The sequence below is a fragment of the Neisseria sp. P0009.S010 genome, assembly GCF_051958545.1.
In the GTDB taxonomy this organism is placed as follows: Bacteria; Pseudomonadota; Gammaproteobacteria; order Burkholderiales; family Neisseriaceae; genus Neisseria; species Neisseria subflava_A.
In genome coordinates this window covers 126150-144128 of sequence record NZ_JBQCVH010000001.1, presented here as the reverse complement: position 1 = coordinate 144128, position 17979 = coordinate 126150, and the positions used below count along the sequence as shown (strand labels likewise).

Genomic DNA, 17979 nt, shown 5'->3' with positions numbered 1-17979 from the left:
TACGTTAACTATATTTATATACCCCTACATCAGATAAGTCAATCCTGATTATTATTTTTTATGTTATACTGTAACATACTGTTTTAAAAATAAATAATTAAAAAGTAAATATTAATGAACACATCCACATCCTTCGCGCGACGACTCATCGATTGGCAGCGGCAGCATGGCCGTCACGACTTGCCTTGGCAGGTCAAAGACCCCTATTCCGTCTGGCTTTCAGAAATCATGCTCCAACAAACGCAGGTTGCTACCGTATTGGACTACTATCCGCGTTTCTTAGCTAAATTCCCAACCGTTCAATCGCTAGCCACTGCGCCGCAAGACGAGGTTTTGTCATTGTGGGCAGGCTTGGGCTATTACAGCCGCGCACGCAACCTGCACAAAGCTGCGCAACAAGTTGTCGGACAATTCGACGGTATCTTTCCGCCCGAACGCAAAGACTTGGAAACGCTCTGCGGCGTAGGCAGAAGTACCGCCGCCGCTATTTCTGCCTTTGCTTTCAACCGACGCGAAACCATCTTGGACGGCAACGTCAAACGCGTTCTCTGCCGTGTCTTTGCCCAAGATGGCAATCCGCAAGATAAAAAATTTGAAAACTCACTTTGGACGCTTGCCGAAAGCCTGCTGCCGTCTGAAAACACCGATATGCCTGCCTATACACAAGGGCTGATGGATTTAGGCGCAACCGTCTGCAAACGAACAAAACCTTTGTGCCATCAATGCCCGATGGCAGACATCTGCGAAGCAAAAAAACAAAACCGCATTGACGAGCTGCCCCGCAAAAAAATCGCTCCCGAAGTGCAAACCCTACCGCTTTATTGGCTGATTATTCATAACGCTGACGGCACATTATTGCTTGAAAAACGCCCTGCCAAAGGCATTTGGGGCGGTCTGTATTGCGTCCCCTGTTTTGAAAAATTAGACGATTTGTATGCTTACGCCGAACGCTTCGGCATTGTTTCAGACGGCCTTGAAGAACAAACCACGTTTACCCACCGCCTGACCCACCGCTTATTGATGATTACTCCTTTTCAGACGCAACAAAGGCCGTCTGAACATCTTTCAGACGGCCTTTGGGTATCATTGGAACAGTTGGCGGATTATGGCTTGCCCAAACCTTTAATCAAATATTTGGCGAAAGGCTAAACCACCCTATTCCACAATCTCTTTAAATACAACTTCTTTCCCACCGCGAATCAGTACGGCAAACCCGTCGCCAATTTGCCAACGCGAGCTTGGATTGGCGTACTCGACACCCTGACTGCGCAAGCGGACTTGCACCAGTTTCTCAACCGTATTGCCTTCACGCAGCTCAACCATCATCGGGCTGTGGCTGTTGATATAAATTGCAGTAATCGTCCTACCCTGTGCGGATTGATAACGGACAGAATACGTCTGCGCCTGCGCAATGACTGGTAACGGCGCATCAGGGCGCACGGCCTTATACGAGCCGCACGCAGCGCACAAACTCACGCACAAAGCGCAGATGATTTTGTTCAACATAGGCATAGATCAGTAATGGTGATGCGGAATCTCGCCATCAAGACGGTAATAAGTGCCGCAATACGGGCATTCAATCTCACTGTTGGACTGAATCGGCAAGAACACACGCGGATGGCCGTTCCATGTTTCATGATTAGGGCCGGAGCAATGCAGCGGCAAATCCTGCGGCTTGATGACTACAACGTTTTTTTCAGACTGTGTACTCATGGTTTGGTTCCTCACTATGTTTTCTTATCTTCCGATATTGTAAAGCAAAACGGCCGGTAGGTTCAGACTGAAAACATTATATAATCACTTTTTTCAGACGGCCTTTGATGATGACTACCCCGCTCCGCCTTCAAGATTTCGATACTTCCGATTCCGCTTCATTTCTTTATACACTCAGCGCAGCCTATTTGGATTACACCGAACAGACAGGCGATGAAGACATGTCCGGCCTCAACGACGAACAGCATACATTGACCGCCCTTTGCTATCTCGACAGCCAGGTTCAAGAAGGCGGCTTCGTACAGCTTATCGCTTCAGGATACGGAGAATACATCTTTGGCAACCCGGTTGCCGACAGCCTGCGCCGCTGGCGCATCAAGCCGATACCGAAAATCTTAGACAAAGCCAAAGCCCTGTACGAAAAACACGGCGAAGCCATTGAAAAAATGGCAGACGAGCAAAGGGATTTCGACGAAATCCGCAAAGCTTTTCCTGATTTTGAAGAGCTTGACGGCGATTATTATGACGTTGCCGATGAAGACTTGGAAACTGCGGCAGCGTATGTTCAGGCAAATTGGGATAAATTTGCCAAACTGTCAGACTGAAACCATAAAACTTTGCCGGTTTGAATCATCTGTTCAAACCGGCAAAATCATCAATACGTCAAATTAACGTTTGTTTTTCTGATAAATCGGCATCACTTCAGGCAACATTTTGCGGATTGCATTGATACGCGCCTGATTGGTCGGGTGGGTCGACAAAATAGACAATGAGCTGCCGCCCTGTACTTTGTTCATTTTTTCCCACACGCTTACCGCAGCCTCAGGGTTGTAGCCTGCTTCAGCCATCAAACGTACACCGCCGGCGTCCGCTTCGCTTTCCTGATGACGTGAGAACGGTTTGGTCGCCAACAAATCTGCACCCAAGCCGACCAAATCGCCATCCACACCGGTTGAGCTGGCCAAAATCGAACCGCCCAAGCCGGTCAATACTTGTCCGCCCAAAGCTTTTTTGCTGTGTTCCAACAGAGCATGGGTCATTTCATGGCCGACAACGGCGGCAATTTCATCATCAGTCAGCTTCAATTTCTCTACTATACCGGTGTACACGGCCATTTTACCGCCTGGCATTGCCCATGCGTTCATTTCATCACTGCGGATAACGTTCATCTGCCAGTTGAAAGGCACGCCGGTTTTGTTGGCGCGCTCAGCATGAGGACGCAGACGTGCAAACACGCGTTGAACGCGTTGAGCAGTTGGAGATGAAACATCCAAAGCTTTTTGACCACGCGCGTTTTGAATGACTTGTGAGTAACTTTTAGCCGCGTCTTCATTTAAAGTCGCAGTATCGTAGCCAACCATATCCGCTACAGAAGTACAGCCGGTCAACGCCAAAATCACACCCATGCCGGCCCAATATTTTTTATTCCATTTTTTCAACATGTTTTCTCTCTGTGTTTTAAAATTAATGTAACAACATTGTACCCAAATTTAATACCCTTTACACAAAAGGCCGTCTGAACGGTTTCAGACGGCCTTTAAGCGTAATATTTAAGAACGGCGCTGCAGCATCCAAGACTCAATCTTACGCGCATCGTTCACGCGGGTTGTGGAAGACGGAGAGTTGAGCAATACAATGGTAATCGGCTGATTCTGTACATTGGCCTTAACCACCATAGAACGTCCTGCTTCACGAATATAGCCGGTTTTCTGCAATTCGATATTCCAGCTGCCCTCACGCACCAAGGCATTGGAGTTTTTGTAGTTTTGACGACCATTTGCCGTCCAAACCGAGCCGTAATTTGAAGTCGAATTTTTGCGAATCAGCGGATACTTACTGGCTGCCGCAACCATGCGGTTCAAATCGCGTGCAGTGGAAACGTTTTGGAAATTCAAACCGGTAGGCTCATAGAAACGACTGCTGGTCATACCCAGGCTTTGCGCTTTGGCATTCATAGCCGCAACAAATGCGCTCATACCGCCCGGATACGTACGGCCCAATGCATGAGTAGCACGGTTTTCACTGCTCATCAGGCTCAGGTGCAACAGTTCGCCGCGTGTCAGCGTCGTGCCGATGCTCAAACGGCTGCCTGTACCTTTCAAACGGTCGATTTCAGCCTCGGTAATCGTGATAGGCTCGTTCATATCAAGATGCGCATCCAACACCACCATCGCGCTCATCAATTTGGAAATAGAGGCAATCGGCATGACACGATCAGGGTTTTTCTGATACAGCACTTCACCGGTTTTATTATTGAAAATCAAAGCAGATTGCGAAGACAACAGAGGGCCTGCCAAAGCGGCTTGAGCTTCGACTTGGTCGGCATGACTCAATGCAAAAGCTTCCAGCGGGTCATTTTGCACTGGGAAATTTTGCTCCAAAAATTGTCCCAATACATCCATATCATTGGCAACGGCAGGCGCAGAAGCAAAGGCCAATGCCACACCTGTCCATACCATTCCTAAAGTTTTATAGAATTTCATATCTGCCAATTCAAAAAAATACATTTAATTCAACATTCTGTTAAATTTTTCGGCAATTGTAAAGCGAGTTGAGAAAACTTTGCGTTTGTTTGCGAGATATTCAAATCCAGCGCCCGCATCTGTTTCTTAGACGATATGGCGCAATGCCTGCTCTGATTTGAAAAAACACAAGATAGTCATTATACTTAGGCTCCTTTGTCAGAGGCATTCCCTCAATCCGGCAATACGCCCGAAATATCTGTTCCCCCTTTACAACACAGCCTCCATACAACCATACGAAGAAATTATTATGTCTGAAGAAAAACGCACCTGTTCATTCTGCGGGAAGTCCGAAAACGACGTTAAAAACCTGATCGAAGGCGAACACGCCTTCATCTGCAACGAATGTGTAGAAACTTGCGGCATAATGCTGCAAGACAACGAGTTCGGCGAAATTGAAAACGAGCTTGTCAAAGCGAAAGAAGAAAACGCCGAGAAAAAACTGCCTACCCCGGCCGAAATCGTTGCCAACCTCAACGACCACGTTATCGGTCAGGAACACGCAAAAAAAGCGTTGGCAGTATCGGTTTACAACCACTACAAACGCCTGCGCCACCCGAAAGCGGAGGGCAAAGTCGAGTTGTCCAAATCCAATATCCTGCTCATCGGCCCTACCGGCTCAGGTAAAACCCTGTTGGCGCAATCTTTGGCGCGCAAACTGGATGTACCTTTTGTCATGGCGGATGCCACAACTTTGACCGAAGCCGGTTATGTCGGTGAAGACGTCGAACAAATCATCACCAAACTTTTGGGCAAATGTGATTTTGACGTTGAAAAAGCCCAGCGCGGCATCGTTTATATCGATGAAATCGATAAAATTTCACGCAAAAGCGACAATCCGTCCATCACGCGCGACGTATCCGGCGAAGGCGTGCAACAAGCCTTGCTGAAACTGATTGAAGGCACGGTAGCCAGCGTTCCCCCTCAAGGCGGCCGCAAACATCCAAACCAAGAATTCATCAACGTTGATACTACCAACATCCTCTTTATCTGCGGTGGCGCATTTGCCGGCTTGGAAAAAGTCATCCGACAACGTACTGAAAAAGGCGGTATCGGCTTTGGTGCAGCGGTACACAGCAAAGATGAAAACGCCGATATTTCAGCACTGTTTGAAACAGTCGAGCCTGAAGATTTGATTAAATTCGGTTTGATTCCCGAGCTTATCGGCCGTCTGCCCGTGATTGCCACATTGGCAGAATTGGACGAAGATGCTTTGGTCAACATTTTGACCGAACCTAAAAATGCCTTGGTCAAACAATATCAAACCTTGTTTGAAATGGAAGATGTTGGCCTTGAGTTTGAAGAAGATGCTTTGCGCAGCATCGCCAAACTGGCTATGGAACGCAAAACCGGTGCGCGTGGCCTGCGCTCTATCGTCGAACGTTGCCTCTTAGACACCATGTACACCCTGCCAGATTTGAAAGACGTAGCCAAAGTTGTCATCAATAAAGAGGTGGTGGAAAAAGGCGATCAGCCAAAACTTTTCCGTGAAGACGGCAACGAATACAAGCAATAAGGTTTATTCTCCGAAAAAGACGTGTAACCGTTACACGTCTTTTTTTATTTTCTTAATAAAACCAAAAGCATATCTTTGAATAATGGTCTTATACATGAAAAACAAAGGCCGTCTGAAACATATTCAGACGGCCTTTGTTTTCAAGTTGCTCTAAGTCTGCCTTCATCCGGAGTATTGATGATGGTGACTTCCTTGAATTTTATGAAACTTATTTTTTTGCTTTTTTAACAGCTTTTTTAGCAGTAGCAGCTTTGGCGGCAGGCTTAGAAGCCGCAGCCTCAGGCGCTGCTACCGGTTCAGAGGCAGCAGGCTCGGAGGCAGCAGGCTCGGAGGCAACTGATTCAGCGGTACGTTGATAGCCTTTGCCTTTCATGCAGGCATCAAATACAGCGCGGTCAGCATTTTCACCAGATGCTTGTTGGCATTGAGTCATTGCTTCTTCAACAGTGATGCGTGGCGCTACCGCTTCTTCAGGCTTGGAAGAAGAACAAGCTACCAACATCAGGCTACCGGTTGCAAGAGCGATCAATAAAGTTTTCATAATTGTATATTCCTAAATTTTGATTTTATGGTTTACCGTTAAACGGGAGATACAGGCTGCAAAACAAGCTCTGCACCTCAATATTGAGTACGTGAGTACAATTTAGTTTCATTTCAGCCTGTAAGTTTTTGATAAATTAATTCTATTGAAGTTAAGACAAATGCTTAATCCTCAATAAACTCAAAACCTTGCAGGCCAGTCATTTTTTCTGATTTTGAACTATAAAAATATCAAAACTTGGTCAATTCTAGCCGCAACCATCATTTGGGGAGTCCCTCTTTTTATGGCATAATGAACTACTTGACGGATTATTCCGCTCCCCCTTTTTTCAAACCGCAGAATCAAAATCATACTGCGGTTTATCCATTTCAGAATCAGATTTTTCAGACGGCCTCATCATTCAGAAGGCCGTCTGAACAGAAAGCCACCATCATGAATCCTTTCTCTTCACTCGGTTTAGGCAGCGAATTAGTCTCTGCCCTCACCGATCAGGGTTATGAAAACCCGACGCCTATTCAAGCCGCAGCGATTCCTAAAGCCTTGGCAGGACACGACCTTTTAGCCGCAGCACAAACCGGCACAGGTAAAACCGCCGCCTTTATGCTGCCCAGCCTCGAACGCCTGAAACGCTACGCCACATCCAGCACCTCCCCTGCCATGCATCCTGTCCGCATGTTGGTATTGACCCCGACCCGCGAACTGGCCGATCAAATCGATCAAAACGTGCAGGCATACATTAAGAATCTTCCTTTACGCCATACCGTCCTCTTTGGCGGCGTCAATATGGACAAACAAACTGCCGACTTGCGCGCCGGTTGCGAAATCGTTGTCGCTACGGTTGGCCGACTGCTCGACCACTTTAAACAAAAAAACATCAATTTAAACAAAGTTGAAATCGTTGTACTCGACGAAGCCGACCGTATGCTTGATATGGGTTTCATCGACGATATCCGCAAAATCATGCAGATGCTGCCCAAACAGCGACAAACCCTGCTTTTCTCCGCCACTTTCTCACCGCCTATCCGCAAGCTTGCGCAAGATTTTATGCACACGCCTGAAATGGTTGAAGTGGCTGCGCAAAATACCACCAACGCCAATGTCGAGCAACACATCATTGCCGTTGATGCACTCAAAAAACGCAACCTGCTCGAACGTCTGATTGTTGATTTGCATATGAATCAAGTCATTGTATTCTGCAAAACCAAACAAAGCGTCGATCAAGTTACCCGCGACCTCGTACGCCGCAACATTGCCGCGCAATCCATCCACGGCGATAAATCCCAACAAAGCCGACTGGAAACCCTCAACGCCTTTAAAGAATGTACATTACGCGTTTTGGTTGCCACTGACGTTGCCGCACGCGGCCTGGATATTGCCGAGTTGCCTTTCGTCATCAACTACGAGCTGCCAACCCAACCTGAAGACTACGTCCACCGCATCGGACGTACCGGCCGGGCCGGTGCTGACGGCGTTGCCATTTCCTTAATGGATAAAACCGAACAGAAAATGTTTGAATCTATTAAAGAACTAACCGGCAGCGATTTGAATGTGGAACGCATCGAAGGCTTTGAGCCGCATTGGTGGGGTAACGACAATCAAGATGAAGCCGAAGCGCAACCGGTTCAGCACAACGACAGCCGCTCTCGCCGTGAGGATAGAAACAAACGCAACGAATACGCAAATAAATCAGATAAAAGCTCAAAAAAAGCAGAAGAGAAAAATGATCCGGGTATTGTCTGCGGCAAAATTGCCGGCAGAACACGCCGCAGCCGTCACGAGCGTCAGCCTTGCGCCCTGCTCCAACCTGGTTTTGGCGTAAAGTAAACAACGCTGATTAATCGGTTTTCTGATTATTTATCCTAAGCAAAGGCCGTCTGAAACTTATCTTTCAGACGGCCTTTTATTAAACTAAAAATGAAAAGGACGTGATAAACACGCCCTTTATTTTTTCCGTTTCAGACGGCCTTTATTATTTAAGGCCGTCTGAAAATCGGTTTACCTTGTTACATTAAACATTCACGGTTTCGGCTACTTCGTTGTAGCTGTCGATTTCGTTGAAGTTCATGTAGCGGTAGATTTGGTCGCCCTGCTCGTTGATGATACCGATATTGGCTTGGTATTCTTCAACAGTCGGGATTTTACCCAGTTTGGAGCAGATTGCCGCCAACTCAGCCGAGCCGAGGTAAACAAAGGTGTTTTTACCCAAGCGGTTCGGGAAGTTACGGGTAGATGTGGACATTACAGTCGCGCCTTCGTGTACTTGTGCTTGGTTACCCATACACAATGAGCAACCCGGCATTTCCATACGCGCGCCTGCACGGCCGAGTACGCCGTAGTGGCCTTCGTCGGACAACTCTTTCGCGTCCATTTTGGTCGGCGGCGCTACCCACAGGCGCACGGGAATATCGCTCTTGCCTTCCAAGAGTTTGGAAGCGGCGCGGAAGTGGCCGATGTTGGTCATACAAGAACCGATGAACACTTCGTCGATTTTGGTGCCGGAGCGTTCAGACATGAAGCACACGTCGTCAGGGTCGTTCGGGCAAGCAATAATCGGCTCTTTAATGTCGTCCATGTTGATCTCAATCACGGCGGCGTATTCGGCATCTTTATCCGCTTCGAGCAGCTCCGGGTTCGCCAGCCATGCTTCCATGGTTTTGATACGGCGTTCCAAAGTGCGCGAATCTTGATAGCCGTCGGCAATCATGTTTTTCATCAACACAATGTTGGATTTCATGTACTCGATAATCGGCTCTTTGTTGAGCTTCACAGTACAGCCTGCAGCAGAACGTTCGGCAGACGCATCAGTCAATTCAAAGGCTTGTTCCACTTTCAAATCAGGCAGACCTTCGATTTCGAGGATGCGGCCGGAGAAGATATTTTTCTTACCGGCTTTAGCAACAGTAAGCAGGCCTTGTTTAATCGCGTACAACGGAATGGCGTTCACCAAATCGCGCAGGGTTACGCCCGGTTGCAGTTTGCCGCTGAAGCGTACCAATACGGACTCAGGCATATCGAGCGGCATTACGCCTGTGGCTGCTGCGAAAGCAACCAAGCCGGAGCCGGCAGGGAAAGAAATACCGATAGGGAATCGGGTGTGGCTGTCGCCGCCGGTACCGACTGTATCAGGCAACAGCAGACGATTGAGCCATGAGTGAATCACGCCATCGCCCGGACGCAGAGCCACACCGCCACGGGTAGAAATGAAGGCTGGCAATTCTTTATGGGTTCTCACATCGACAGGTTTTGGATAAGCGGCGGTGTGACAGAAAGACTGCATTACCATATCTGCTGAGAAGCCCAAGCAAGCCAAGTCTTTCAATTCATCGCGAGTCATCGGACCGGTAGTATCTTGCGAGCCGACAGTAGTCATACGTGGTTCGCAGTAAGTACCTGGGCGCACGCCTTTGCCTTCTGGCAAACCGCAGGCACGGCCAACCATTTTTTGAGCCAAGGTGAAACCGGCTTTGCTTTCAGCAGGCGCTTGAGGCAGACGGAATTCGGTAGAAGCAGGCAGTTTCAGTGCTTCGCGTGCTTTAGCAGTCAGACCGCGACCGATAATCAGGTTAATACGGCCACCGGCTTGCACTTCGTCCAGCAAGACTTGAGATTTCAGGCTGAACTCGGCAACGGTTTCGCCGTTTTTCACGATTTTGCCTTCATAAGGCAGGATATCGACGACATCGCCCATTTTCAGAGCAGATACATCGACTTCAATCGGCAATGCGCCGGAGTCTTCTTGAGTATTGAAGAAAATAGGAGCAATTTTGCCACCCAGACATACGCCACCGAAACGTTTGTTCGGTACGAACGGAATATCTTCGCCTGTATGCCAAATCACGGAGTTGGTAGCAGATTTACGTGAAGAACCGGTACCGACCACGTCGCCAACGTAAGCAACCGGATGGCCTTTGGCTTTGAGTTCTTCCAACAATTTAATCGGACCGACTTCGCCAGGTTTGTCAGGATTGATGCCATCGCGCGGGTTTTTCAACATCGCCAGCGCGTGCAGAGGGATATCAGGACGGCTCCATGCATCAGGTGCAGGAGAGAGGTCGTCTGTATTGGTTTCACCGTCGACTTTGAAGACGGTAACAGTGATTTTTTCTGGAACTTTGGCGCGTGAGGTGAACCATTCGGCATCTGCCCAAGATTGCAATACTTCTTGTGCGTATTTATTGCCTTTTTCGGCTTTTTCTTGAACATCGTGGAAAGAGTCAAACATCAGCAGAGTGTGTTTCAGACCATTTGCAGCGATAGGCGCAAGTTTGTCGTTGTCCAAGAGTTCGATGAGTGCATGAATGTTGTAACCGCCAAGCATGGTGCCCAACAGCTCGGTAGCATACTCAGGGGAAATCAGCGGACTGGATGCGCTGCCTTCGGCAACGGCTGCCAAAAATGAGGCTTTAACTTTGGCGGCATCGTCCACACCGGGTGGTACGCGATGAGCCAACAGCTCAACCAAGAATTCACCTTCACCGGCAGGTGGATTTTTCAGCAGCTCAACCAAATCAGCAGTCTGCTGAGCAGTCAGAGGAAGGGCGGGAATACCAAGGGCGGCGCGCTCGGCGGCGGCTTTACGATAGGCTTCTAACATCTCTTTGTTCCTTTTTCTGTTTTTTCTTCTGGGCAGTTGCAAATGATTTGCAATTAAGGATTGTAAACAATCCTTTTAAGCATCATAGACCAGTTTTCAAAAAATGGGAACAGTTATGTTACTGAATGTAATAAATTTAAACTATTTTATTTAATGTGTTAATAGTTTAACCTATCTAAAGCCGCCCTCTTCTATGCGTTTTAGCCAAACAGACGGGAAACTTCGGCTGATTTTTTACGGTACGGCAATATGATTTCAACGCGGAACAGGCCGTCTGATTGGATGTTTCTGATTTTCGCGTCGGTGTCATACATCAAAGTCAGGCGCTCTTTCAGATTGCGCAGAGCCATAGAATTGCCTTTATGCGGCTTGGTATTTTCGTTAGGCTCCGTTCCGCACGGATTTTCGATACTGATGAAAATAGATGATTTTTCCAATTTTGTTAATACCGTAATTATCCCTGGACGGTGGATGGATTCGACACCGTGAAATACGGCATTTTCCAAAAGCGGTTGCAACAGCAGATGCGGCGTTTCCGCATCATCCGGCGCATGGTGCTGCCACATAACCTGTACGCGCATATGTCCCATGCGGATTTGCTCGATGGCAATATATTCCTGCGCCCACTCGATTTCCTGCCCTAAGGTACTGTTTTGACTACCGTCGCGCAGTTGCGCGCGGAACAGGTTGGCCAGATTTTCCAGCAAAGTTTCCGCATCATACGGACGCAAACGGATCAGGCTGATAGCAGCATTTAGACTGTTAAACAAGAAATGCGGACGGATACGCGCCGTCAACGCGCTCAGTCTGGCTTCGGAAATGGAAGGCGCGAGGCTGTTGCGACGGGATGCTTCGATGTACATGAAACTGAAACAAAAAAAGGTCAGCAAGAAGAAGTGTTGAATCAGCGGCCAAATTTCCGTCTTCAAAATCACTAGATCGACAAACAAGAAAATCAGCAGGTTGGAGACGTAGGAAACCACAACGCTGTACTGCGAGCGAAGCAGGGACGGCGCAAATGCCTGTAAGAAATAGACTTTAAGTAAAATTAAAAGGATGACGGGGCAAGCCCATGAAAAATGTTGGAAAATCTGTTCCGGATAAGGCACGCCCGATACCGTCATCAACGGAAAGATAAACAAACTGATTAACAAAACAATGAGCAGGCGCACCAAAGTTGCGGAATTGCGCAAATCCGGCACTGCGAAATTCTGGTTTATTTGACGTATAATAGACATGATTTCAACCGTTTTCTTTCATAATGTATAGACGGGTCTGCTATATTGAAGACGTAGACCCTGTTTTTTTATTTATATTTTAAGGATGCTGATATGAGCAAGGACAAAACCTGGTCAGGCCGTTTTAACGAACCTGTTTCCGAGCTGGTCAAAAAATATACCGGCTCGATTGATTTTGACAAACGACTGGCAGAATGGGACATCCAAGGCTCGCTGGCACATGCGCAAATGCTGACACAGTCGGGCGTTTTGAGCGAAGACGACCTCTCCGCCATCCGTCAGGGCATGGCCGAGATTATAGCAGAAATCAAAGAAGGAACGATTTCCTGGTCGCTGGATTTGGAAGATGTCCACATGAACATCGAACGCCGCCTCACCGACAAAATCGGCGATGCCGGCAAACGCCTGCACACCGGCCGAAGCCGCAACGACCAAGTCGCTACCGACATCCGCCTGTGGCTGCGCGATCAAATTACCGTTATTCAAAGCCTGATTCAAAACCTTCAGACGGCCTTGGTTGATTTGGCGGAACAAAACGCCGAAACCGTCATGCCCGGCTTTACCCACCTGCAAGTTGCCCAGCCGGTCAACTTCGGGCATCACATGCTCGCCTACGTTGAAATGCTCGGCCGCGATTTCGAGCGCATGGCCGACTGCCGCAAGCGCGTCAACCGTATGCCGCTCGGCGCTGCAGCACTGGCCGGTACCACCTACCCGATTCAACGCGAAATTACCGCCGAGCTGCTGGGCTTTGAACAAATCTGCCAAAACTCGCTTGATGCCGTATCTGACCGCGATTTTGCCATTGAGTTCACGGCCGCCGCTTCCCTGATTATGGTTCATCTGAGCCGTCTTTCCGAAGAATTGATTTTGTGGATGAGCCCGCGTTTCGGCTTTATCGATATTGCCGACCGTTTCTGCACCGGCTCTTCCATCATGCCGCAAAAGAAAAACCCCGATGTACCCGAACTCGTGCGCGGTAAATCCGGTCGCGTGATTGGCCACCTGATCGGCCTGGTTACCCTGATGAAATCGCAACCTTTAGCATACAACAAAGACAATCAGGAAGACAAAGAGCCTTTGTTTGATACTGCCGACACGCTTATCGACACCCTGCGCATTTACGCCGACATGATGCGCGGCGTGACCGTCAAACCCGACAATATGCGCGCCGCCGTAATGCAGGGTTTTGCAACGGCTACCGATTTGGCGGATTACTTAGTGAAAAAAGGCATGCCTTTCCGCGACAGCCACGAAGTCGTTGCCCAAGCCGTGCGCCATGCCGATGAAGCTGGCGTTGATTTAAGCGAATTGCCGCTTGAAGTCCTGCAAGGTTTCAGCGGTTTGATTGCCGACGACGTTTACAGCGTGCTGACACCCGAAGGCAGCTTAAACGCGCGCAACCACTTGGGCGGTACCGCGCCTGAACAAGTCCGTTTCCAAGTCAAACGCTGGCGTGAATTATTGGCTTAAACCCATCTAAACACATAATAAAAGGCCGCCTGAAAATTTTCAGACGGCCTTTTGATTACCTGTGTTACACTCAACCTCACAATAAAAACAGATAAACCTAAACTTACCTTCAAACGAGAAAACACGCCTCCTGACTTTGCCGCCATCTTCAAATAAAAGGAGCAAGGATGAAAAACATTGTCTTAAAATTGATCATGATCTGCCTATGCTGCGGATGCTATGCCGTATTCGTCGCTTGGGAAAATGGCGGATTCAGCCAGCTCCATGATTTTCAAGCAATAGAGAGCAACGGCATGAGCGTATACCTTCATCAAACCTCCCCCGCAGCCATGCAGGCCGAAAAAAACGAGCTGTCGATTTTGCAAAACAACCAAAACAGCTTAGCCTCTTGCGTCGGCATTGAATCTTTATGCGAACACGCCAAGCCAGGAATCTGGGTTGAACATGCCAAATTCTTGCAACACAAAGACACGGGCAAATTATTGGTACTTTCGTTGGACTATTTGGAAAACAATGACACCGCAAAAACCCTACACAACCGCTATACTGCATCGCTCCTCCCCCAAGCAGACAGAACGGAAGCGTGGCATTACGCCTGGCGTACATTTTTGAGCTCAATAATGTTTCTAATGGTCGTCAATCTGACGCCAATGATTTTTACCCTATTCGAGGAAAAAACAACCGCAGCATAAAAACATGCCGTCTGAACACATTTTCAGACGGCATGTTTCATTATTAAAGCTTAACGCGGATGAACCATATCGGCAGGAACGACCAATTCGTCAAACTCTTCACCTGTTAACAAGCCCAATTCGATGGCAGTTTCGCGCAACGATTTGTCGTTTTTGTAGGCGGTTTTGGCGACTTTGGCAGCGTTTTCGTAGCCGATTTTACGGTTCAACGCAGTAACCAGCATCAGGGAGTGGTGCAGGAAATAGTCGATTTTTTCCGGCACGGGTTCGATGCCGACGGCGCAGTGTTCGTTGAAGCTGTTGCACGCGTCACCCAAGAGGCGGATGGATTGCAATAGGTTGTAGGCGATAACGGGCATATAGACGTTCAGCTCGAAATTGCCCGATGCGCCCGCCATGCCGATGGTGACGTCGTTGCCGAACACTTGGCAGCACACCATGGTCATCGCTTCGCATTGGGTCGGGTTGACTTTACCCGGCATGATGGACGAACCCGGCTCGTTTTCGGGGATTTTGATCTCGCCCAAACCGCAGCGCGGGCCGCTTGCCAGCCAGCGGATGTCGTTGGCGATTTTGTTCAGGCTTGCCGCAAGCGTTTTCAATGCGCCCGAAGCGGCAACGGCGGCATCGCGTCCGCCCAAGGCTTCAAATTTGTTCGGTGCACTAACAAACGGCAGGCCGGACAATTCGGCGAGTTTGGCGGCGGCTTTTTCGGCGTATTCGGGATGGCTGTTTAATCCCGTACCGACTGCTGTGCCGCCCAAGGCGAGTTCATACAAGTCTTTAAGTGCATCGTTCAGACGGCCTAAACCGTGATCAAGCTGGGAAACATAACCGGAAAACTCTTGTCCCAAAGTCAGCGGCGTTGCGTCTTGCAAATGTGTGCGGCCGATTTTGACGATGGGGGCGAAGGCTTGGGCTTTTTTGTCCAAGGTGTCGCGCAAGGTTTTTACCGCTGGAATAAGGTGGCGGTTGATTTCAATCGCGGCGGCGACGTGGATGGCGGTTGGGAACGCATCATTAGTCGATTGCGCGTGGTTCACATGGTCGTTGGGATGTACGGGCTGGTACGCTGCCAAACCCGTACCAGCGATTTCGTTGGCACGGTTTGCCAGCACTTCGTTCATATTCATATTGGATTGCGTGCCGGAGCCGGTCTGCCACACTACCAATGGGAACTGCCCGTCAAGCTTGCCGTTCAACACATCATCCGCTGCCTGCGTAATCAAATCCGCCTGCTCGGGCTTAATTCTGCCGAGGGAAACATTGGTGGCGGCTGCGGCTTTTTTTACCAGCGCCAAAGCATAAATCAACGGCTGCGGCAAGGTTTCGCCGCCGATTTTAAAATTGTTGCGGCTACGCTGGGTCTGCGCGCCCCAATAGGCTTCGGATGGGACTTCGACATTGCCCATGGTGTCGTGTTCGGTACGGGTACTCATGCGTTTCTCCTACATTAAAATAGAAATAATAATGATTCGTAAAATTATTATAACCAGCAATAGGCCGTCTGAAAAGAGAGATATTTTTTCAGACGGCCTATCTGCTTTATAAACGGAAAACACAACCGCAAGATGAAACGCAAATATAAACCTCGCTAACACTCCCCTCTTCTAAAAGTTTTTAGCCCGTATCGGCTTGTGTTCAAGGCTAAAGCTTTCCTTGCCGACAATAAAGTTTTGTCGGCTTCAGACACTTTATCGTTTCTTTACTTTGTTTCTCTCTAAGAGCATAATAAATAAAAATGATTATCAGGATATAGATCATGAAACAAAACCATTTGATTTGCTTGTTAATGAGCAGTTTTGCCGCCGCAAACGGCTTTGCCGAAACCTTGGCAGACCCTGATGAAATCCAGTCTGTCAAAACCTTCTCCCCTCCCAAACCGATTGCACCGACCGCCGCACAAGGCTATTTCCCCGAAAACCAATTCGACCGCACCGACCGCAGCGATCATTACTTTGTTACCGAAAACATAGACCAAGCCTTCCGTCCGTTGAAAGCAAACAGTGGCTTCTACGGCAAAAGCTTTTACAACTCCGTTACCGCGCAAGCGCGCGGGGCGAAAGTGTACGGCGTGGCCAACCTCAATCACACCAAGGCCAACGGCTATAAAGACGGCGACGGCAATCAGACCGATTGGAAATACAGCCGTTTCAATCAAGCTTTGGTACTCGGTTTCGTGCCGTCTGAAAATCAAGAATACCGCCTCACCTACCTACACGACGACATCAACGATGACCGCCAACCGCAATTCGTCAACGATGCATTGGACACCGAACGCCACATCGCCAAACTCAACGCGCGTTGGGGCAATGCCGATTTGAGTAATACGGTCAGCGCGGAAGCAGGCGTCATCAAACTCAAACGCCATGCCGACAATTACTCCCTGCGTCCAAACAACACGCCGCAGCAAGTATTCGTAGAGCTTGACCGCAAAGTGTACGACTTCTCGCTCAAACACGACGCGGATTTCGGCAAATTCCACAACACGGCCGCCGTCAGCTACCGCAACGACAGCCAAAACGGCGAGCGCAACGCCCACACCGCCATGCGTGACTTCCTCAACGGCTACCGTTTCGCCGATGTGCACATTGACCGCTGGCGCATCGCCGATACCCTGTCTTACAAGTTCAACGACCAACACAAACTGGGGTTGGGCTTAAGCTACGAAATCAACGAAGCGGACGTACGCAAAAATACGGCGCAGCCCGCCCATCCGATGAACCGCAACCTTGCCTTCGCCTCATCGCAACAAATCTGGAAAACCCATTACGGCTACGACTTCAACGGCAAAGTGCGCCGTCATGCTTTGTCGGGCGAACTCAAATACGATTTCACGCCGTCTGAAACGCAAAAATACAGTGTCTCCCTTGCTCACTTAGAACGAATCGGCGACAACACCGAACGCTTCAACTCGCTTGCCGCCATCGTGCAAAACCGCATGAACGGCGCATTGATGAACCAAAACCCAGCCGCCGCCATCGCAGGCAATCCCCTGCTGAAAACCGAAAAACACAACCGCATCAAGCTTACCGCCGACAGCCATAACGACTACTACAACGGCTACATGAACTCGTTGGCCGGCGCAGGCTGGAACGTGGGCGGCACACTTGTGGCGGACAAAGTCAAAGACCTGATTATTTTTGACCGCGCACACGGACAAAGCGGTATTTCATCCAAAGGCGGCGGCATCATCACACGCAACGTGGACGCGCGATTATTTACCGCGCAAGCCTACGCGCGTTACAACTTCAATCCGCATTGGGCGGCAGGCATCAAAGCCACCTACAACTACGGACACAACGAAACCGACGGCAGGCCGCTCTATCAAATCCGTCCGTTTGAAGCCGCCGTTCAAGCCGACTACAAAAACTACTTTGCCCACGGCAGCTACAACATCGGCGCGGCAACACGCTTTGTCGCCAAACAAACGCGCGGCGATTTTGACGCGGCAAGCGGTCTGGGCATAGACAAACGCGAAGCAGCCAAAGGCTTTACCGTTGCCGACGTGTATGCCGGCGTAAACATCAAAGACAAATACGGCTTGCGCTTGGGCGTGAACAACGTATTCAACAAAAAATACGCCGAACACATCAGCGGCGACCACGTCCTCGCCCTGTCGCCCAGCGTAGTGTATGCACCGGGCAGGACATATTGGTTGAGTTTGCACGCGGCGTTTTAAAATCAGGC

At 49.1% G+C, this 17979-nt stretch carries 15 protein-coding genes; 7 read left to right on the top strand and 8 right to left on the bottom strand.

What is annotated here, in order from left to right; translation table 11 throughout:
* The first annotated feature begins 114 nt into the window (after window positions 1–114).
* Entirely contained in the window at window positions 115–1149 is a 1035-nt protein-coding gene (mutY, locus tag ACTHSN_RS00660; protein ID WP_440365003.1) for an A/G-specific adenine glycosylase, read from the top strand.
* A gap of 6 nt (window positions 1150–1155) precedes the next feature.
* On the opposite strand, the gene ACTHSN_RS00655 is transcribed toward mutY, so the two are convergent.
* Both ACTHSN_RS00655 and ACTHSN_RS00650 read right to left on the bottom strand, forming a co-directional pair.
* Window positions 1156–1512 carry a hypothetical protein gene (locus tag ACTHSN_RS00655; RefSeq protein WP_036473192.1) on the bottom strand — a complete coding sequence of 119 codons (357 nt, stop codon included), beginning with the start codon at window positions 1510–1512 and terminating at the stop codon, window positions 1156–1158.
* 3 nt (window positions 1513–1515) lie between these two features.
* Entirely contained in the window at window positions 1516–1713 is a 198-nt protein-coding gene (locus ACTHSN_RS00650; RefSeq protein ID WP_003745781.1) for a zinc-finger domain-containing protein, read from the bottom strand.
* Window positions 1714–1823: 110 nt separating this feature from the next.
* On the opposite strand from ACTHSN_RS00650, the gene ACTHSN_RS00645 reads away from it, so the two are divergent.
* Window positions 1824–2318: a DMP19 family protein gene (locus ACTHSN_RS00645; protein ID WP_440365002.1), complete on the top strand. Its 495-nt coding sequence runs from the start codon at window positions 1824–1826 to the stop codon at window positions 2316–2318.
* 63 nt (window positions 2319–2381) lie between these two features.
* On the opposite strand, the gene ACTHSN_RS00640 is transcribed toward ACTHSN_RS00645, so the two are convergent.
* Window positions 2382–3155 carry a M48 family metallopeptidase gene (locus ACTHSN_RS00640; RefSeq protein WP_003745777.1) on the bottom strand — a complete coding sequence of 258 codons (774 nt, stop codon included), beginning with the start codon at window positions 3153–3155 and terminating at the stop codon, window positions 2382–2384.
* Between the two features lie 108 nt (window positions 3156–3263).
* Window positions 3264–4172, bottom strand: coding sequence for a serine hydrolase (locus ACTHSN_RS00635; protein WP_371459479.1), 909 nt, complete (start codon window positions 4170–4172; stop codon window positions 3264–3266).
* Between the two features lie 313 nt (window positions 4173–4485).
* Between ACTHSN_RS00635 and clpX the strand changes: the two genes are divergently transcribed.
* Window positions 4486–5751: an ATP-dependent Clp protease ATP-binding subunit ClpX gene (gene clpX, locus ACTHSN_RS00630; protein WP_070461379.1), complete on the top strand. Its 1266-nt coding sequence runs from the start codon at window positions 4486–4488 to the stop codon at window positions 5749–5751.
* 208 nt (window positions 5752–5959) lie between these two features.
* On the opposite strand, the gene ACTHSN_RS00625 is transcribed toward clpX, so the two are convergent.
* Window positions 5960–6292, bottom strand: coding sequence for a hypothetical protein (locus tag ACTHSN_RS00625; RefSeq protein WP_070461378.1), 333 nt, complete (start codon window positions 6290–6292; stop codon window positions 5960–5962).
* Between the two features lie 429 nt (window positions 6293–6721).
* On the opposite strand from ACTHSN_RS00625, the gene ACTHSN_RS00620 reads away from it, so the two are divergent.
* Window positions 6722–8116 (top strand): DEAD/DEAH box helicase, encoded by a 1395-nt coding sequence (locus ACTHSN_RS00620; RefSeq protein ID WP_107810871.1) that lies wholly within the window; start codon window positions 6722–6724, stop codon window positions 8114–8116.
* A gap of 184 nt (window positions 8117–8300) precedes the next feature.
* On the opposite strand, the gene acnB is transcribed toward ACTHSN_RS00620, so the two are convergent.
* Together acnB and ACTHSN_RS00610 are read right to left on the bottom strand one after the other, a co-directional pair.
* The gene (gene acnB, locus ACTHSN_RS00615; RefSeq protein WP_070461377.1) at window positions 8301–10886 is read right to left on the bottom strand and encodes a bifunctional aconitate hydratase 2/2-methylisocitrate dehydratase; all 2586 of its coding nucleotides are present in this window, start codon (window positions 10884–10886) and stop codon (window positions 8301–8303) included.
* 200 nt (window positions 10887–11086) lie between these two features.
* Window positions 11087–12124, bottom strand: a complete 1038-nt coding sequence (locus tag ACTHSN_RS00610; RefSeq protein ID WP_070461376.1) for a sensor histidine kinase — start codon at window positions 12122–12124, stop codon at window positions 11087–11089.
* Window positions 12125–12217: 93 nt separating this feature from the next.
* Here ACTHSN_RS00610 and argH point away from each other — a divergent pair, with 93 nt between their 5' ends.
* A complete protein-coding gene (gene argH, locus ACTHSN_RS00605; protein WP_107810851.1) occupies window positions 12218–13597 on the top strand; it encodes an argininosuccinate lyase in 1380 nt (459 codons plus the stop codon).
* 167 nt (window positions 13598–13764) lie between these two features.
* Window positions 13765–14289: a hypothetical protein gene (locus tag ACTHSN_RS00600; protein ID WP_070645540.1), complete on the top strand. Its 525-nt coding sequence runs from the start codon at window positions 13765–13767 to the stop codon at window positions 14287–14289.
* A gap of 50 nt (window positions 14290–14339) precedes the next feature.
* On the opposite strand, the gene fumC is transcribed toward ACTHSN_RS00600, so the two are convergent.
* Complete coding sequence (gene fumC, locus ACTHSN_RS00595) at window positions 14340–15728, bottom strand: class II fumarate hydratase (RefSeq protein WP_440365001.1); 1389 nt, start codon at window positions 15726–15728, stop codon at window positions 14340–14342.
* Window positions 15729–16051: 323 nt separating this feature from the next.
* On the opposite strand from fumC, the gene ACTHSN_RS00590 reads away from it, so the two are divergent.
* A complete protein-coding gene (locus ACTHSN_RS00590; protein WP_440365000.1) occupies window positions 16052–17971 on the top strand; it encodes a TonB-dependent receptor in 1920 nt (639 codons plus the stop codon).
* Window positions 17972–17979: the final 8 nt, after the last annotated feature.